Below are 15,375 nucleotides of genomic sequence, written 5' to 3'. Positions count from 1 at the left end.
CAAGTACTTCAAGGGCTTACGACGTTTTTCAGAACCGTTCAATTCATGTATAATGATTTTATACTACATTTTTAAAGGAGGATAAGATAATGAGCGTGTTACATATAGCGGTATTACTACCGTTAATATTTGCACTCATTATTCCATTTGTATATCGGTTCTATAAACGAATACATCTAGGATGGTTTGTGTTACCTATCCCCGTCGTCTTATTTATATATTTCTTATCTTATATTTCGACAACCATGTCTGGGAATACAGTTATGCAAAAGGCAAACTGGATGCCTCACTTCGGTATGAATTTTAATTTATACGTTGATGGTTTAGGACTATTATTCAGTTTACTCATAACTGGTATTGGGAGTTTAGTTGTACTTTATTCTATAAGTTATTTAAGTCGACAAGAACAATTAGGCAATTTCTATGTTTATCTATTGCTCTTTATGGGCGCAATGTTAGGTGTTGTATTATCAGATAATATCATCATCTTATACTTATTCTGGGAGTTAACTTCTTTTTCTAGTTTCCTTCTCATTTCATTTTGGAGATCCAAACAGGCGTCTATCTATGGCGCACAAAAGTCGATGCTTGTTACCGTGTTCGGTGGCTTGTCACTTTTAGGTGGTCTCATCTTGCTCTCCATCGCAGGGGGTTCTACGAGCATTCAAACATTAATCCAGAATGTTTCAGACATTCAGACAAGCCCATTTTTCATTCTATCAATGGTTTTTGTCTTAATTGGTGCTATGACAAAGTCAGCTCAGTTCCCATTCTATGTCTGGTTACCTGATGCTATGGAAGCACCGACACCAGTCAGTGCTTATCTACACTCGGCTACAATGGTAAAAGCTGGACTATATTTAGTCGCACGCATGACGCCGATTTACGCTGTATCTCAAGGATGGATATGGACCGTAACGGCAGTCGGATTAATCACATTATTCTGGGCATCATTGAATGCGACAAAACAACAAGATTTAAAAGGCATCTTGGCCTTTTCTACTGTATCGCAATTAGGAATGATTATGTCAATGTTAGGCATAGGTGCTGTAAGCTATCACTTTGAAGGCTCAGAAAGTCAAATTTATATCGCGGCCTTTACAGCTGCAGTATTTCATTTGATTAATCATGCAACATTTAAAGGTGCACTGTTTATGATTACAGGTGCGATTGATCATACCACTGGTACACGTGATGTGAAAAAATTAGGTGGTTTGCTAACTATTATGCCTATTTCATTTACAATTACGATCATTACTTCGTTAAGTATGGCAGGCGTACCTCCTTTTAATGGCTTTTTATCTAAAGAGAAATTCTTAGAAAGCATGATTGATGTTACACAGGCTAATATTTTTAGCTTGGATACACTTGGATTGTTAATTCCAATTATTGCAATTGTGGGTAGTATATTTACTTTTGTTTACTCCGTTAGATTCATTGGTCAAATATTCTTAGGTAGTCACAAAGTAGATGCTTTGCCTAAAAAGGCACACGAAGCATCATTATTGATGCTTGTATCACCTGCAATCCTTGCTATTCTAGTGATTGTTTTCGGATTCTTCCCATCATTATTAACAGGATCACTTATTGAACCTGCTGTAGATGCGATTAGTCACTCGTCAGGTACAACTGCGGAAATTCATATGTTCCATGGCTTTACGCCAGCATTTTTATCGACGCTTGGCATTTACATTGTCGGTATTGTGCTTATCGTGACGTTTGCATATTGGGTGAAGCTGTTACAGCAACATCCTACAAAACTGACGATAAACTATTGGTACGATAAATTCGGTGCAGTTACACCAGGCTATTCTGGCAAGTTTACAGATGCATATGTGACTGGGTTTACACGTAATAACCTCGTTATTATTTTTGCATCGCTTGTTGTAATTTCAATAGTAACACTCATAGTTACACCTTTTAGTATTGATCTCAAAGACGTTAGTGCCATTCGTCCGTTCGAGTTAATTATCGTTGTACTTATCATTACAGCTGCTTCGATGATTATCTTTGCAAAATCTAGATTGTTCAGCATTATTATGGCGAGCGCAGTTGGTTATGCTGTTGCTATTTTCTTCATATTTTTCGGTGCACCCGACTTAGCATTAACACAATTTGTCGTTGAGTCAATTTCAACTGCGTTATTTTTATTATGTTTCTATCACTTACCTAATTTAAATAGACATAAAGAAACACGAGAATTTAAGGTAGTTAATGTAATCATCGCTGTGAGCACAGGGATCATCGTTACGATATTAGGCTTAATTGCCTATGGTAATAGACACTACGCTTCGATTGCGGCATTTTACAAAGAACATGTTTACGATCTCGCACATGGTACGAATATGGTAAATGTTATACTCGTTGACTTCCGTGGTACGGATACATTATTTGAATCAGCAGTACTCGGTATCGCAGGACTCGGTGTTTATACGATGATTAAATTACGCACGAATACGACTAAGCAGGATAAAGGAGGTAAAAACGTTGAACAGACAGAAAAATAATCTTATCTTTCAATATTCAGCAGTTGTTATCTTCTTTCTCATTGTCATGTTTGGCTTATCGCTATTTCTAGCTGGTCACTATACACCAGGTGGCGGTTTCGTTGGTGGTTTACTACTTGCAAGTGCACTGGTCATCATTACGGTTGCTTTTGATATAAAAACAATGCGTAAGATTTTTCCTTGGGATTTTAAAATATTAATTGGTATTGGCTTACTTTTTTGTTTGCTTACACCATTAGCAAGTTGGTTCTATAGTAAAAATTTCTTTACACATACACCATTTGAAATTCCCTTAGGTGTATTATCGCCAATGGAAATGCATACAGCAACTTTCTTTGACCTTGGCGTTATGTGTGCAGTTGTAGGCACTGTAATGACTATAATCTTATCGATTGGAGAGAATGAGTAATGGAAATTTTAATGATTTTCGTATGTGGTATTCTCACGACAATGAGCGTCTATCTCATTCTTTCTAAAAGTTTGATACGCATCATTATCGGTACTACTTTACAAACACATACCGCTAATTTATTTTTAATCACTATGGGCGGTTTAAAGAAAGGTGATGTCCCTATCTATGAAAAAGGGATAACATCTTATGTCGATCCTATTCCACAAGCATTAATTCTTACTGCGATTGTAATTTCATTTTCAGTTACAGCATTTTTCTTAGTGCTCGCTTTTAGAAGTTATAAAGAATTAGGAACAGACAACGTAGAAAGTATGAAGGGAGTGCTAGAAAATGATCGAGAGTAATCTTATCATATCGCTTCTCGTAATACCTTTGTTAACTATCATTGCACTTATTTTCATCGGTAAGCGCCCTATCATCAAACGTTATGTGAGCTTATCCGGTACGGCACTTACATTAGTATTCGCATTTATAAACTTAAATAATGTGCTGAAAGATGGCCCAATTACGTTAGAATTGGGTTCTTGGCAAGCCCCTTATGGTATCGTTTTTGTACTTGATATATTTAGTGCATTATTAATTATCACAAGCTTGATTGTTACAATGTTAATCATCATGTATTCATATCAATCTGTAGGTATCGAGCGTGAGACATATTATTACTACTTTGCTGTAATGTTTATGCTTACTGGTGTTATAGGTTCTTTTATTACTGGCGATATATTTAACTTATTTGTATTCTTTGAAGTATTCTTAATGGCTTCATATATTCTATTGGTCATTGGTGGTACCAAAGTACAATTAAGCGAAACAATTAAATATGTACTCGTCAATGTAACATCCTCCGCATTCTTCGTAATTGCGGTTGCAATGCTTTATTCCGTTGTTGGCTCATTGAATTTGGCTGACATCAGTGAAAAGTTGAGCCAATTACCGGCACAAGATAGTGGAATTGTCACAATTATATTCGTAATGTTTATTTTTGTATTTGCTACTAAAGCAGGCGCCTTCCCGATGTATATTTGGTTACCAGGCGCGTATTATGCACCACCAATTGCCATTATTGCCTTTTTCGGTGCTTTATTAACAAAAGTAGGTGTCTATGCTATCGCTAGAACTGCTAGCCTGTTCTTTAGAGATACATCTAACTTTTCATTCTATACGATACTGTTTTTAGCCTTACTTACAATCATATTCGGTTGTGTAGGTGCAGTAAGTTATTATGATACGAAAAAAATTATTCTTTACAACATTATGATTGCCGTTGGTGTCATACTTGTCGGTGTTGCAATGATGAATCAAACAGGTATGATGGGTGCAATCTATTATACGCTTCATGACATGTTAATTAAGGCAGCATTATTTTTCCTTATTGGTGTCATGTATAAAATTACGAAAACTCACGATTTACGACAATATGGTGGTCTGATTAAAGATTATCCTGTCTTAGGATGGACTTTCTTTATCGCTGCACTTAGTTTGGCTGGTATACCTCCACTCAGTGGCTTTTATGGTAAATACTATATCGTTCAAGCTACTTTTGAAAAAGGTTTCTATTTAAGTGGTATTGTTGTATTACTATCTAGTCTAGTCGTACTCTATTCTGTTATTCGTATCTTCTTAAAAGGATTTTTCGGAAAATCAGAAGGTTACCAAGTCAATCCAAAATTACCATATAAAGGTATCTTGTCTGTTGCAATAATTGCTGTCGGAATTTCTGTTGCTTTTGGACTTTCTGCTGATTGGTTACAACCAATTATTAAAGATGCTGCTGAGACATTCTATAATCCTAGTGTCTATACTGACAGTGTATTGGGAGGGAAATAATATGGCCGTTCAAATATTAGTCAATCTAGCTTTAGCTGTATTTTGGTTATTTGTTACAGGCAGCTATACCTTTAATAACTTTATACTAGGATATTTATTCGCCCTTCTTTTAGTTTATGTTATGCGTGGCGTTTTACCTGGCAGATTTTATGTCATAACAGTCTATAAGATCATCAAACTATTCCTTGTTTTTTTAATAGAATTAGTCAAAGCCAATATCGATGTAATTCGTATCGTTATTAAACCAACAATTAATAATGAGCCAGCATTCTTTACGTACCATACAGATTTAAAAAAAGATTGGCAGATTGCTTTATTATCAAACCTCATCACTTTGACACCTGGTACAATCGTTTTAGGCGTGAGTGATGATCGTACAAAGATTTATATTCATAGCATCGATTTTAGTACAAAAGAAGAAGAAGTTGAGAGCATCAAATCTTCCCTTGAAAAAGTGGTTAGAGAGGTAGGAGAACATTAATGAACTATAATATTATTTTAATCATTGCATTAGTCATCGTTGCGTTATCAATGCTAGGCATGTTAGTTCGTGTAATTATTGGCCCTTCTCTTGCTGACAGGGTAGTCGCACTTGATGCCATGGGAATACAATTAATGGCCATCGTTGCTCTATTTAGTATATTCTTGGGAACGAAGTATATGATGGTAGCAATACTCTTAATTGGAATATTAGCATTCTTAGGAACTGCGGTATTTGCAAAATATATGGACAAAGGTAAGGTGATTGAACATGATAACGACGATCATCATTAGTATCGCACTTATCTTGGTGATACTCGGTTCATTGATCAGTGCACTTGCAGCCATTGGCTTGTTGCGTTTAGATGATGTTTATGCACGTTCACATGCTGCTGGTAAAGCTGCAACCTTAGGCTCTATGCTATTAATCAGTGGCGTTTTCCTTTATTTTATCGGACGTGAAGGCTATGTAAATATGCAGCTCATCATTGGAATATTATTTATCCTAATTACTGGTCCTTTAGCTAGTCACCTTATCATCAAATCAGCTTACAATTTAAATACACCTGCTTCAAAGAGAACAAAACATGATGAAATCAAAGATGATATGAAAAATACTAAGTTATAAATATTTAAAATGACTAAATCCTAATTAATGGGTTTAGTCATTTTTTTAATCAAAATCACTTCTATGTTCTTTCGCCTATTCATTAACTTCTTTAAATACCCTATCAATATTGACTGATTTAAATTCAAGTGCGTCAATTGCCAAGTACACTATTTCATGATATATTAAATCGTAACAATTACGTTTTAAGGAGTGTGCTTTTATGCAAACATGGACTATTATTGGTGGTGGAATTCACGCAGTAACGATTGCTATTAAATTAAAATCTTTAGGTTTAGACAACTCACAATTATCGATTATAGATCCTCATCCAAATTTATGTGCTCAATTTAATGATTATACCCATAGAATAGAGATGCCCTATTTAAGATCACCATGTGTACATCATGTACATCCGAATCCTTTTCATTTAAACCAATATGCAAAAAAACAACAGTATTTACACGCATCTTATGGTCCATATAAGCGACCTAATCGCGATATGTTTATGGCGCATACACATGAGTTAATCCACCAATATGATTTGAATTCAAGCCATATTCAAGGTAAGGCAACTCAAATTAAACATGTAAACTCTAAGTGGTATGTACAATATGATGATGTTCACTGGATCGAATCAAGTAACGTCATAATTGCATTTGGCTGTAACCATCAACCGTATATCCCTCCAATGTTTAATAATCAACCTAATGTATCACATATTTTCAATGAGATGCAGCACACAAATGCTTCGCATGTTGTAGGCAGTGGCATTTCAGCAGCACATTTAGCATTAAAATTATTAAATAAACAATCGAATGCACAGGTACATTTATGGACAAATAAACCCATTGAGGTTCACGATTTTGATGCGGATACAGGTTGGTTAGGTCCTAAAAATATGAAACATTTTAATGCTATACAGTCATCTCAGAAACGGTATGACATATTAAAAGAAGAACGCCATAAAGGATCTATGCCAAAAGAACTTGAACTTAGACTGAAAAAGCATATCAAACAAGCGCGTTTAAAAATTCACATCAATAAGATGGTTGATGTAAAACACCACCATATTGTAACCGAGCAATCTTGCATACGTTATGACCATATTCTACTCGCAACTGGCTTTGAAGATAATATCATGCAACAACCCATTATCAAGCAATTAGTGAATCATTATCAGGCACCTGTTTCTACATGTGGTTTGCCTTCAATATCTACAACATTAGAATGGTTACCGAATTTATATGTAACTGGAGGGTTAGCTGATTTAGAATTAGGACCATTTGCAAGAAATATTATGGGTGGCCGTGAAGCTGCATTACGTATTGCTGATGCACTACATGGTAAAGTCATGCCATCGAAAGCCATTTAATAATAATGAATTGACTTTGCTTTATATACAAATATAAAAAACGCTAGGTGGCATATGCTTCACCTAGCGTTTTTAGACCTTGCTTAATTTTTACGTGGTTTAATTGCAACTGTTCCACGCATGACACAAATTAATCGATCTGTATCATCTTTAATGTCAATATTCCAAACTTGGGTTGTTTTCCCTTCATGAATGATTGTTGCTGTCGCATATATCGTTCCATGTGTAGTTGAACCAATATGATTTCCATTCATTTCTAAACCTAGAGGCACAAACTTTTCAGTATCAATAAGATAAGCCGCACCCATTGAACAAGCAGTCTCTCCAAGTGCTAAGCTCGCACCACCATGCAAATAGCCAAATGGTTGTTTCACATCATCAGTAACTGGCATCGACATGACCATCAAACCGCGTTCTTGCTGCTCAACTTTCATTTGTAATGCATCTAGCATGTTCCCCATTATTTAACACCTCATCTGCTTTCTATTATTATAATATCATTGCTGCAATCGTACCAAAAATAATTAATGGAATATTATAAAAAATAAAATTTGGAATACATGTGTCTCTAATATGATCATGTTGACCATCTATATCCAATCCTGCAGTTGGTCCTAGTGTTGAATCACTTGCTGGTGAACCAGAATCACCTAAGGCACTTGCCGTACCAATTAATGCAATTAGTGCCATAGTGCTTAGTCCAAGCGACTCACCTAATGGCACGAATAACGTTGCAATAATAGGAATCGTTGCAAATGAAGATCCTATACCTAAAGTAACAACTAAGCCAATAATATACATGACAATAATACTTAACAATTTATTATCACCGACAACATCACTTAAGCTATTCACTAATTTACCAATGTCACCTGTCTCATTCATAACACCTGCAAAACCATTTGCTGATAGAATAACTACCCCAATAAATGACATGATTTTAATACCTTCAACAAATTGTTTATCCAATTCTGTCCATTTATACGCACGAGAAATAAAGAATACCAGTACACCTGCTAATGCACCAAATATCATAGAATCCGTAAGTAATTGTACTAAAAATGTAGCAACAATAGATATAATCGTCACGATCAACACATACGGTTTAATTTCAATTTGCGTATTATCTTCAATGGTCTCATGTTGAGAATATGTTCTTGGTTTTCTATAGTAAAATATACCTAGAATCAAACCAAACACATAACCTAATGATGGAATTAACATCGCTTTCCATATCATATCCATTTCTATTGGGTGATGTGCCTTCGTAAAACCATTTTGGATAATTTGATGGAAAATTTGTCCAAAGCCGAACGGTAATAAAACATATGGCCAACATAAACCAAAGCCAATGATAATCGCAATTTGTCTTCTATCAACATTAAGTTCGTTAAACAAACTAATGAGTGGTGGGATGACAATTGGGATAAATGCAATATGTACAGGTATTAAGTTTTGACTCATAATACTCATTGCAAGTAATGCAACAATAATAATAATTTTCACTTTTACGCGTGACATTTTACTATTTTCAGCATGAATGCCATCAATAATTTTATTTACTAAGTAGTCTGTAATACCACTATAAGAAATTAATGCAGCGAAGCCACCAAGTAATGCATAACTTAAGGCAACCTCTGCACCATCTACAATATTTTTACCAAATACGGATACAATTTCTGAGACACTCATACCCGCAATCAATCCACCTACGAGCGCACTAATAAATAAACTAATAACTACGTTTAATCTACATAAACATAGTACAATCATCAGCACAACTGCTATTACAACTGCATTTATCACTCAACATAACCCCTTTATCACGTTATCGAACTAAAGTATCTTGGGATTTATGTTATCAATAACTGAAGTACTTGTCAATCTAATTTCTATGATTACTTGCCCGTTTTCAATAATTATTTTATTGTCAGTTATTTTTTTTAACATCTAACAAAATGAGTGAGACAGAAATCAAATTTTCTAATAAAGATTTCATAGTCCCACCCCGAAAAAATTCAATAAGGTTGAAAAGTTTACCTAAGTTGAAGCTAATGCATAAGTCTCACCAACTTAATGAATTAATCAGCAAGACTTTACATTTTCAATTCAGTCATCTACTACCTAATTTGAAATAAGTCATATAGTTAAAGTCAAACTCCTTTAAATCAGTTCGCTGCGTATATTGGTCTGCTATTTTTGAGTACGTAACCATTGCACAATTGTTGGAATTAAATAACCAGTTGGTCCTTTTGGTCCTTTATAGGAAGTTTTATTTGTCGTTGCTGGACCAGCTATATCAAAGTGTAAATGCGGCGTTTCACCAGCAAAGTGATTAATAAAAGTTGCAGCAAACAAAGCTTTACCATGTCCATTTGTATGGTTGACAAGATCAGCAACATCACTCTTACGAATGAGTGCTCTTTCTGTAGATGTCATAGGTAATTCAAAGACAAATTCATTCTGCGCATTAGCTATTTTTAGAATAGCACTTAAATATTGTTGCGCTTGATGATTAAATACTGCTGCTTTATCTTCTCCTAATGCCGCGACTGCTGCACCAGTTAAAGTTGCAAAGTCCAATATGACTTTCGGTTGAAATTGATTTGCGTAAAACACTGCATCTCCAAGTACCAAACGCCCTTCAGCATCTGTATTTAACACTTCAACTGATTCACCGCTTAATGCCGTAAAGACATCATCTGGTTTCATTGCAGCTTCGTTGACCATATTTTCTGCTGCGGCAATCACACCTACTATATTAATTTTAAGTTCTAATCTATGTGCTGCTTCGATCATTGCTATAACATTTGCAGAACCACACATATCATATTTCATTGTTTGCATGCCTACTTTAGGTTTGATGGAATAACCGCCTGAATCATACGTTATACCTTTACCTACGAGTGCAATTGGTGCCGCTTCAGCGTCAGCGCCATTATAAGTTAACGTAATGACTCTAGGTCCATTTGAAGATCCTTTTCCGACTGCATGTATTAAACCAAATCCTTCTTCTTGAAGCGTATCACTGTCTTTGATGTCTACCTCAACTTGAGTACCATTGAAATGATTTTGAATCAATTCTGCATAATATTGTGGCGTTAAAATGTTTGGTGGCATATTGCTATAATCTCTAGCTAAATTGATAGCACTACCAATTGCCTGCCCTTGTTCTATTGAAACTTGAATCTCCTGTGCTTCTATTAGATGAATGTCTAAATTGATTTGATAAGGGGCTAACTTGTCTGTTTTATAACTATCAAATTGATACACGGACTGTTCACTTTGTTGTCCCAATATTTCAGCTACTGTTTGCTTTGAAATCTCCGGTGTTTGAAAAGTGTCGAAAAGCATAGATGCTTGACTCACACGTTCATTTTTTAAATATTGGAAAAGTTGACCAAAGACTTTAAGCATATTATCATATGTTGCTAATTTGATATTTCCTAACCCAACTGTAATTAATTTAAATAATTTATGTTCACCATTGAACATTGTGCTGCTAATCGTACCAACGTTACTATTAATGATTTGAAGTTGTTTAAGCGTTTTTAATTTCTCATTAATTATTTCATTATCCAATGATACCTCACCGAGTTGGTTTAAGTGTTCTGGAATACCAATGATTACGACGTCATGTGCTAATTCATTTGTATGTTTAATATTTGTTTTCATCATTTTTTTCACTTCCTCTATTCATTTATGGATGTTAAATTAATATGTTTTAATTATACCATTGAACATCCAACACCTATATTTATTTCTATAAATATAGAGGCTAGGACAATGTGATTGTCCTAGCCTCTATAGATTGCCTATATTGTAATTGCATTACGATATAGTTAATTTATAACTTTTTAGAATTTACCTTTTTTAAATGCTAAGCCGATACCGCCAAGTTTGAATACAGCACGTGTATCGATAACTTTTTTCATGAATGCAGCTTTTTTACCTTGAATGTCTTTACCATAAACGACACCAACACCATCGTGTGCACCTAATGAACATACAGTACCACGGTCAACATATTCAAATTCTGAAGTTGGTTGACCTTCTAAAATATTTTTGATGTTTTTAGCTGTATGCTCACCTTGTTGCATAGCAATTTGTGCAGTCGTTGGTAATGGACGTTCTTCTCCAGCTGGAATAAATGCAGAACAGTCACCTATTACAAAAATATCGTCGTATCCTTCGATAGTTAAATCTTGTTTAGTAACAATACGTCCACGTTTAACGCCTTCAAATGATGATTCCATTAATTGACTACCACGAACACCAGCAGCCCATACAACTGTATTAGCTTCTAATTGTTGTTCTTCGTCATTAACTTTTACTACAAAACCTTTTTCGTTTGCTGCAACGATTGGTGTACCAATTTTGAACTCTACACCTTTATCTTCTAAATAACTCACAGCATGATTTACTAACTCGTCTGAGAACATTGGTAACATTTTTGGTGCTGCTTCTACACAAGTGATTTTCACTTTGCTTTGTTCTACACCATATTTATTACATAATTCTGGAATACGATCAGTTAATTCACCTAAGAATTCAACACCTGTAAATCCAGCGCCACCAACGATAATTGCTAAATCTTTGTCATCTTTTTGTTTAGATGAAGCGTAATTAGCAAATTTATCTTCAATATGACGAGATAATTTACGAGCAGTTAATACGTTTTCAATTTGGAAAGCATGTTCTTTCATACCTTTAATACCAAATGTTTCACTTTCAAAACCTAATGAAACAACTAAGATATCAAAGTCAAAAATACCAGCATCTGTTTCAACTTTTTTCGCGTTGCGATCGATTTTAGTAACTTCTGCTTTTACAAAGTTAACTTTATCTTTATTAACAACACTTTCTACTGGATATAGTAAATCTTCATAGCTAATCGTACCTGCTGAAGCTTCATGTAACCAAGTTGCTTCATAGTGGTAATCATTTTTATTAATTAACGTAATCTCAGCTTCATCTGCTGAAATTTGCTTTTGTAATTTTGTAATAGTTTGTAATCCAGCGTAACCAGCGCCTAAAACTAATACTTTTTTACGATCTTGAGCCATTTCATTCACCTAAGCTTTCATAATTTTTTTGTTGCGATAGTCTTTTTCTTTACCCAATTTACGCTTTAGTAATTCACAAAAAAGACATTTTTCATCCAGTACTAATTTTATAGTTTTTACTGTTGTTTTTCAAGCGCTAACAAGTATATTGTTTATTATTTCACATAAACCTTTAAAAGACTACAATTTACACTTATATTTGTGTACATTATAGTCTTCAAAGTAAATTAATCTAATTTAACAATCTTCTGGTGTACCGGCTTCTTTTGCAGTTCTAAACGAACTTCCGCATCCACATGAAGCTATCGCATTTGGATTATCGATTTGGAAACCCCCACCCATTAAGGATTGTTTGAAATCAATTGTTGTCCCATTTAATACAGGTTTATCATATTTATCTACTAACACTTTCAAACCATAAAATTCAATAATTTCATCATTTTCACCTGGTGTTTCTTCGGCTGACATTCCATAAGTTAACCCCGTACAACCGCCACCATTTACTTTAACTTTTAAATATCCATCAGGCATTCCATTTTGTTGTAACATATCTTTAACTTCATAAGCTGCTGACTCTGTCATATCAATAACTGCCATTCTCATTACCTCCTAAAAAATCCATGTTTCTTCTATATGTGCGTATATTTTTTGTAATAAGTCATCGGGCGATTCACCTTCAACGATATCACCATTCACCAACGCATACAACCCGCTGGAACATATGCCACAATTTTGTAAACAACCATATTCTAGCACATCAATACCAGGGTCATTTTCAAGTTGATTATAGACATAGTCTCCACCTCTCGCTAAATTCGAAACGCAGAACTCAACTATTGGATTCATAATACACCCTCTCAAAAATTATTAGTCTAATGATTATAACAAACATAACACACGTATATCTACATACCAGCTTATATTATAATCTTTTTAGCATCCCAAAATTGTTTCATTATTGCGACAAGCATAGCGTTGATATCCAGCAGAGCGTTATTTTAAATTATCCCTAATAATAATATTTACTTATATTAAGTATTTGTATTTTCAAATTAGAATACGTCAACTTTATTTGTAGTAGTAAACAAAAAGGCATATAATATAGATAAGCAACTGATTATAAAAAATTGTCATATCGATGTGGGGCAAAAGATAAAATTATCCTTTTACAGGAAATATCTTACATTGACGGGTTTATAATAATTACGATTAATTCGAATATATAATTGTAATTTAAAAACATCAAACAATTTTTACTAGAGGGGTATTATATAATGAAAAACTTAGTATTATTAGGCGGCGGATATGGAAATATGCGTATTATGTCACATATTTTACCATCTGCATTACCTGAAAATTATTCAATTACATTGATTGACCGAATGCCTTATCACGGGTTAAAGCCAGAATTTTATGAATTGGCGGCGGGGACAAAATCTGATAAGGATGTTCGAATGGGGTTCCCTGATTCAGATCGAATCAACAATGTATTTGGTGAGATTACTGATATTAATTTAGATGACCAAATCATCTCTGTTGGTAATTCAAAAGTGGATTATGACGAACTCGTCATTGGACTTGGTTGTGAAGACAAATATCATAACGTACCTGGTGCAGAAGAATACACACATAGTATTCAAACACTTTCCAAATCACGCGAGACTTTCCACCATATTAGCGAGTTACCTAACGGCGCTAAAGTTGGTATTGTAGGTGCAGGATTAAGTGGCATCGAATTAGCAAGTGAACTACGCGAAAGTAGAAGTGACTTACAAATTTACCTTTATGATAGAGGCGAAAGAATCTTATGTCGCTTCCCAGAAAAACTAAGTCAATATATCGAGAAATGGTTTAAAAAACATGATGTAACTGTTGTACCAAATTCTGATATTAACCGTGTTGAACCTGGTCGCATTTATAACAACGATGTACCAGAAGAACTTGATTTGATAGTCTGGACAGCTGGTATTCAACCAGTCGAAATAGTTAGAAACCTTCCTATCGATATCAGCAAAGGTGGTCGTGTGATTCTAAATCAATACCACCAAGTTCCTACGTATAAAAATGTTTATGTGGTAGGTGATTGTGCTGAGCTTCCACATGCACCAAGTGCTCAATTAGCAGAAGCACAAGGCGATCAAATTGCAGATGTCATGAAGTTACAATGGCAAAATAAACCACTACCTGAAAAAATGCCAGAAATTAAAATCCAAGGGTTCCTTGGTTCTTTAGGTGACAAAAAAGGATTTGCATACATTATGGATCGCACCGTTACGGGTCGTTTAGCTTCGATTCTAAAATCGGGTGTCCTTTGGATGTATAAATATCATAATGGTTAACTTGCTTCAACTTCAAATGAAATAATCGTAATAAATATTAAAGGAGATTGATACGCTTGTGGTATCAATCTCATTTTTGATTTAATGTGTATCCATAAATTTCGTTATATCTTTTAATTGTATATATCCATCTGAAACATATTCGTCGTTCATCGTGATTAATGGATAAAATAATTCATCTTCTTGAATACGTTCAATATATTGTTGATCATGATCTGATAAGTTCTCCATGTCTTTTTCAATATCAATATACGTGAACTCGAATTGCTTTTCTGGATATTTTCTTTTTAATAAAGGCTGTAACCAATCATAAGTATTGCGTGATGTCGGTGCATTCACACAACTTGCACAAACAACATCTGCCCCATAAACAACGACACTGACTTTCTCCATATATATCTTGTCCCCTTCTGTCTTGATTTATAGATTTTTCGCTACATTTCTATTATAATAAAAAGATAAGTAGAAAATGAAATAATTTACTTGAAAGGAGGCATTTTCATGCCAACTGAAAACGTAACAATGTTTGATCAAGTAGCGGAAGTTATTGAAAAATTACGTCCTTTCTTATTACGCGACGGTGGTGACTGTTCGCTTGTAGATGTAGAAGATGGCATTGTTAAATTACAATTACATGGTGCATGTGGAACATGCCCAAGCTCTACAATCACTTTAAAAGCAGGTATCGAACGTGCATTGCATGAAGAAGTACCCGGCGTTATTGAAGTAGAACAAGTATTCTAAGCCAATGGTTAAATATAT

At 34.6% G+C, this 15,375-nt stretch carries 17 protein-coding genes; 10 read left to right on the top strand and 7 right to left on the bottom strand.

The genetic code is table 11. From position 1 onward, the window contains the following. Positions 1 to 89: 89 nt before the first annotated feature. From BJS11_RS06275 to BJS11_RS06240, 8 genes are all read left to right on the top strand, one after another. Complete coding sequence (locus BJS11_RS06275; RefSeq protein ID WP_069994956.1) at positions 90 to 2,507, top strand: Na+/H+ antiporter subunit A; 2,418 nt, start codon at positions 90 to 92, stop codon at positions 2,505 to 2,507. Further along, positions 2,488 to 2,916 carry a Na+/H+ antiporter Mnh1 subunit B gene (gene mnhB1, locus BJS11_RS06270; RefSeq protein WP_069994957.1) on the top strand — a complete coding sequence of 143 codons (429 nt, stop codon included), beginning with the start codon at positions 2,488 to 2,490 and terminating at the stop codon, positions 2,914 to 2,916. Before BJS11_RS06275 ends, mnhB1 begins: the two co-directional genes overlap by 20 nt. Beyond that, positions 2,916 to 3,263: a Na+/H+ antiporter Mnh1 subunit C gene (mnhC1, locus tag BJS11_RS06265; protein ID WP_069994958.1), complete on the top strand. Its 348-nt coding sequence runs from the start codon at positions 2,916 to 2,918 to the stop codon at positions 3,261 to 3,263. The genes mnhB1 and mnhC1 overlap by 1 nt, the downstream gene beginning before the upstream one ends. Next, on the top strand, positions 3,250 to 4,746 hold the full coding sequence (locus BJS11_RS06260; RefSeq protein ID WP_069994959.1) for a Na+/H+ antiporter subunit D: 1,497 nt from the start codon (positions 3,250 to 3,252) through the stop codon (positions 4,744 to 4,746). Before mnhC1 ends, BJS11_RS06260 begins: the two co-directional genes overlap by 14 nt. 1 nt (position 4,747) lies before the next feature. Then, the gene (gene mnhE1 / locus BJS11_RS06255; RefSeq protein ID WP_069994960.1) at positions 4,748 to 5,227 is read left to right on the top strand and encodes a Na+/H+ antiporter Mnh1 subunit E; all 480 of its coding nucleotides are present in this window, start codon (positions 4,748 to 4,750) and stop codon (positions 5,225 to 5,227) included. Continuing rightward, on the top strand, positions 5,227 to 5,520 hold the full coding sequence (locus BJS11_RS06250) for a Na(+)/H(+) antiporter subunit F1 (protein WP_069994961.1): 294 nt from the start codon (positions 5,227 to 5,229) through the stop codon (positions 5,518 to 5,520). The genes mnhE1 and BJS11_RS06250 overlap by 1 nt, the downstream gene beginning before the upstream one ends. After that, on the top strand, positions 5,498 to 5,854 hold the full coding sequence (locus BJS11_RS06245; protein WP_069994962.1) for a Na+/H+ antiporter subunit G1: 357 nt from the start codon (positions 5,498 to 5,500) through the stop codon (positions 5,852 to 5,854). The genes BJS11_RS06250 and BJS11_RS06245 overlap by 23 nt, the downstream gene beginning before the upstream one ends. A 202-nt stretch (positions 5,855 to 6,056) precedes the next feature. Beyond that, on the top strand, positions 6,057 to 7,208 hold the full coding sequence (locus BJS11_RS06240; protein ID WP_069994963.1) for an NAD(P)-binding domain-containing protein: 1,152 nt from the start codon (positions 6,057 to 6,059) through the stop codon (positions 7,206 to 7,208). An 83-nt stretch (positions 7,209 to 7,291) separates the two neighbouring features. Here BJS11_RS06240 and BJS11_RS06235 read toward each other — a convergent pair whose 3' ends face one another. The 6 genes from BJS11_RS06235 to BJS11_RS06210 form a co-directional block, all read right to left on the bottom strand. Beyond that, entirely contained in the window at positions 7,292 to 7,669 is a 378-nt protein-coding gene (locus BJS11_RS06235; protein ID WP_069994964.1) for a PaaI family thioesterase, read from the bottom strand. 28 nt (positions 7,670 to 7,697) lie between these two features. Then, positions 7,698 to 9,014, bottom strand: a complete 1,317-nt coding sequence (locus BJS11_RS06230) for a Na+/H+ antiporter family protein (RefSeq protein WP_069994965.1) — start codon at positions 9,012 to 9,014, stop codon at positions 7,698 to 7,700. A 387-nt stretch (positions 9,015 to 9,401) separates the two neighbouring features. After that, positions 9,402 to 10,883, bottom strand: a complete 1,482-nt coding sequence (locus tag BJS11_RS06225) for a M17 family metallopeptidase (RefSeq protein WP_069994991.1) — start codon at positions 10,881 to 10,883, stop codon at positions 9,402 to 9,404. Between the two features lie 182 nt (positions 10,884 to 11,065). Next, positions 11,066 to 12,274, bottom strand: coding sequence for an NAD(P)/FAD-dependent oxidoreductase (locus BJS11_RS06220; RefSeq protein ID WP_069994966.1), 1,209 nt, complete (start codon positions 12,272 to 12,274; stop codon positions 11,066 to 11,068). A gap of 237 nt (positions 12,275 to 12,511) precedes the next feature. Further along, on the bottom strand, positions 12,512 to 12,871 hold the full coding sequence (locus BJS11_RS06215) for a HesB/IscA family protein (protein ID WP_069994967.1): 360 nt from the start codon (positions 12,869 to 12,871) through the stop codon (positions 12,512 to 12,514). Between the two features lie 12 nt (positions 12,872 to 12,883). Next, positions 12,884 to 13,120, bottom strand: a complete 237-nt coding sequence (locus BJS11_RS06210; protein WP_069994968.1) for a YuzB family protein — start codon at positions 13,118 to 13,120, stop codon at positions 12,884 to 12,886. Positions 13,121 to 13,548: 428 nt separating this feature from the next. Here BJS11_RS06210 and BJS11_RS06205 point away from each other — a divergent pair, with 428 nt between their 5' ends. Continuing rightward, positions 13,549 to 14,613, top strand: a complete 1,065-nt coding sequence (locus tag BJS11_RS06205; RefSeq protein ID WP_069994969.1) for an NAD(P)/FAD-dependent oxidoreductase — start codon at positions 13,549 to 13,551, stop codon at positions 14,611 to 14,613. Positions 14,614 to 14,694: 81 nt separating this feature from the next. Here the strand turns inward: BJS11_RS06205 and BJS11_RS06200 are convergent, their stop codons facing one another. Continuing rightward, a complete protein-coding gene (locus BJS11_RS06200; RefSeq protein WP_069994970.1) occupies positions 14,695 to 15,006 on the bottom strand; it encodes a YuzD family protein in 312 nt (103 codons plus the stop codon). 108 nt (positions 15,007 to 15,114) lie between these two features. Between BJS11_RS06200 and BJS11_RS06195 the strand changes: the two genes are divergently transcribed. Continuing rightward, a complete protein-coding gene (locus BJS11_RS06195; RefSeq protein ID WP_002483816.1) occupies positions 15,115 to 15,357 on the top strand; it encodes a NifU family protein in 243 nt (80 codons plus the stop codon). Positions 15,358 to 15,375 lie beyond the last annotated feature (18 nt).

It is taken from the genome of Staphylococcus caeli, assembly GCF_900097965.1.
Classification (GTDB): Bacteria; Bacillota; Bacilli; order Staphylococcales; family Staphylococcaceae; genus Staphylococcus; species Staphylococcus caeli.
The sequence above is the reverse complement of the archived record's forward strand: the minus strand, read 5'-3'. Positions and strand labels throughout refer to the sequence as shown.

What these genes read in the sequence shown, in the direction of transcription:
- BJS11_RS06200 (WP_069994970.1), bottom strand. Translation starts at nt 15,006, where the DNA reads ATGGAGAAAGTCAGTGTCGTTGTTTATGGGGCAGATGTTGTTTGTGCA.
- BJS11_RS06275 (WP_069994956.1), top strand. Translation starts at nt 90, where the DNA reads ATGAGCGTGTTACATATAGCGGTATTACTACCGTTAATATTTGCACTC.
- BJS11_RS06245 (WP_069994962.1), top strand. Translation starts at nt 5,498, where the DNA reads ATGATAACGACGATCATCATTAGTATCGCACTTATCTTGGTGATACTC.
- BJS11_RS06210 (WP_069994968.1), bottom strand. Translation starts at nt 13,120, where the DNA reads ATGAATCCAATAGTTGAGTTCTGCGTTTCGAATTTAGCGAGAGGTGGA.
- BJS11_RS06235 (WP_069994964.1), bottom strand. Translation starts at nt 7,669, where the DNA reads ATGGGGAACATGCTAGATGCATTACAAATGAAAGTTGAGCAGCAAGAA.
- mnhE1 (WP_069994960.1), top strand. Translation starts at nt 4,748, where the DNA reads ATGGCCGTTCAAATATTAGTCAATCTAGCTTTAGCTGTATTTTGGTTA.
- BJS11_RS06205 (WP_069994969.1), top strand. Translation starts at nt 13,549, where the DNA reads ATGAAAAACTTAGTATTATTAGGCGGCGGATATGGAAATATGCGTATT.
- BJS11_RS06250 (WP_069994961.1), top strand. Translation starts at nt 5,227, where the DNA reads ATGAACTATAATATTATTTTAATCATTGCATTAGTCATCGTTGCGTTA.
- BJS11_RS06215 (WP_069994967.1), bottom strand. Translation starts at nt 12,871, where the DNA reads ATGGCAGTTATTGATATGACAGAGTCAGCAGCTTATGAAGTTAAAGAT.
- BJS11_RS06260 (WP_069994959.1), top strand. Translation starts at nt 3,250, where the DNA reads ATGATCGAGAGTAATCTTATCATATCGCTTCTCGTAATACCTTTGTTA.
- BJS11_RS06220 (WP_069994966.1), bottom strand. Translation starts at nt 12,274, where the DNA reads ATGGCTCAAGATCGTAAAAAAGTATTAGTTTTAGGCGCTGGTTACGCT.
- BJS11_RS06225 (WP_069994991.1), bottom strand. Translation starts at nt 10,883, where the DNA reads ATGAAAACAAATATTAAACATACAAATGAATTAGCACATGACGTCGTA.
- BJS11_RS06195 (WP_002483816.1), top strand. Translation starts at nt 15,115, where the DNA reads ATGCCAACTGAAAACGTAACAATGTTTGATCAAGTAGCGGAAGTTATT.
- BJS11_RS06240 (WP_069994963.1), top strand. Translation starts at nt 6,057, where the DNA reads ATGCAAACATGGACTATTATTGGTGGTGGAATTCACGCAGTAACGATT.
- mnhC1 (WP_069994958.1), top strand. Translation starts at nt 2,916, where the DNA reads ATGGAAATTTTAATGATTTTCGTATGTGGTATTCTCACGACAATGAGC.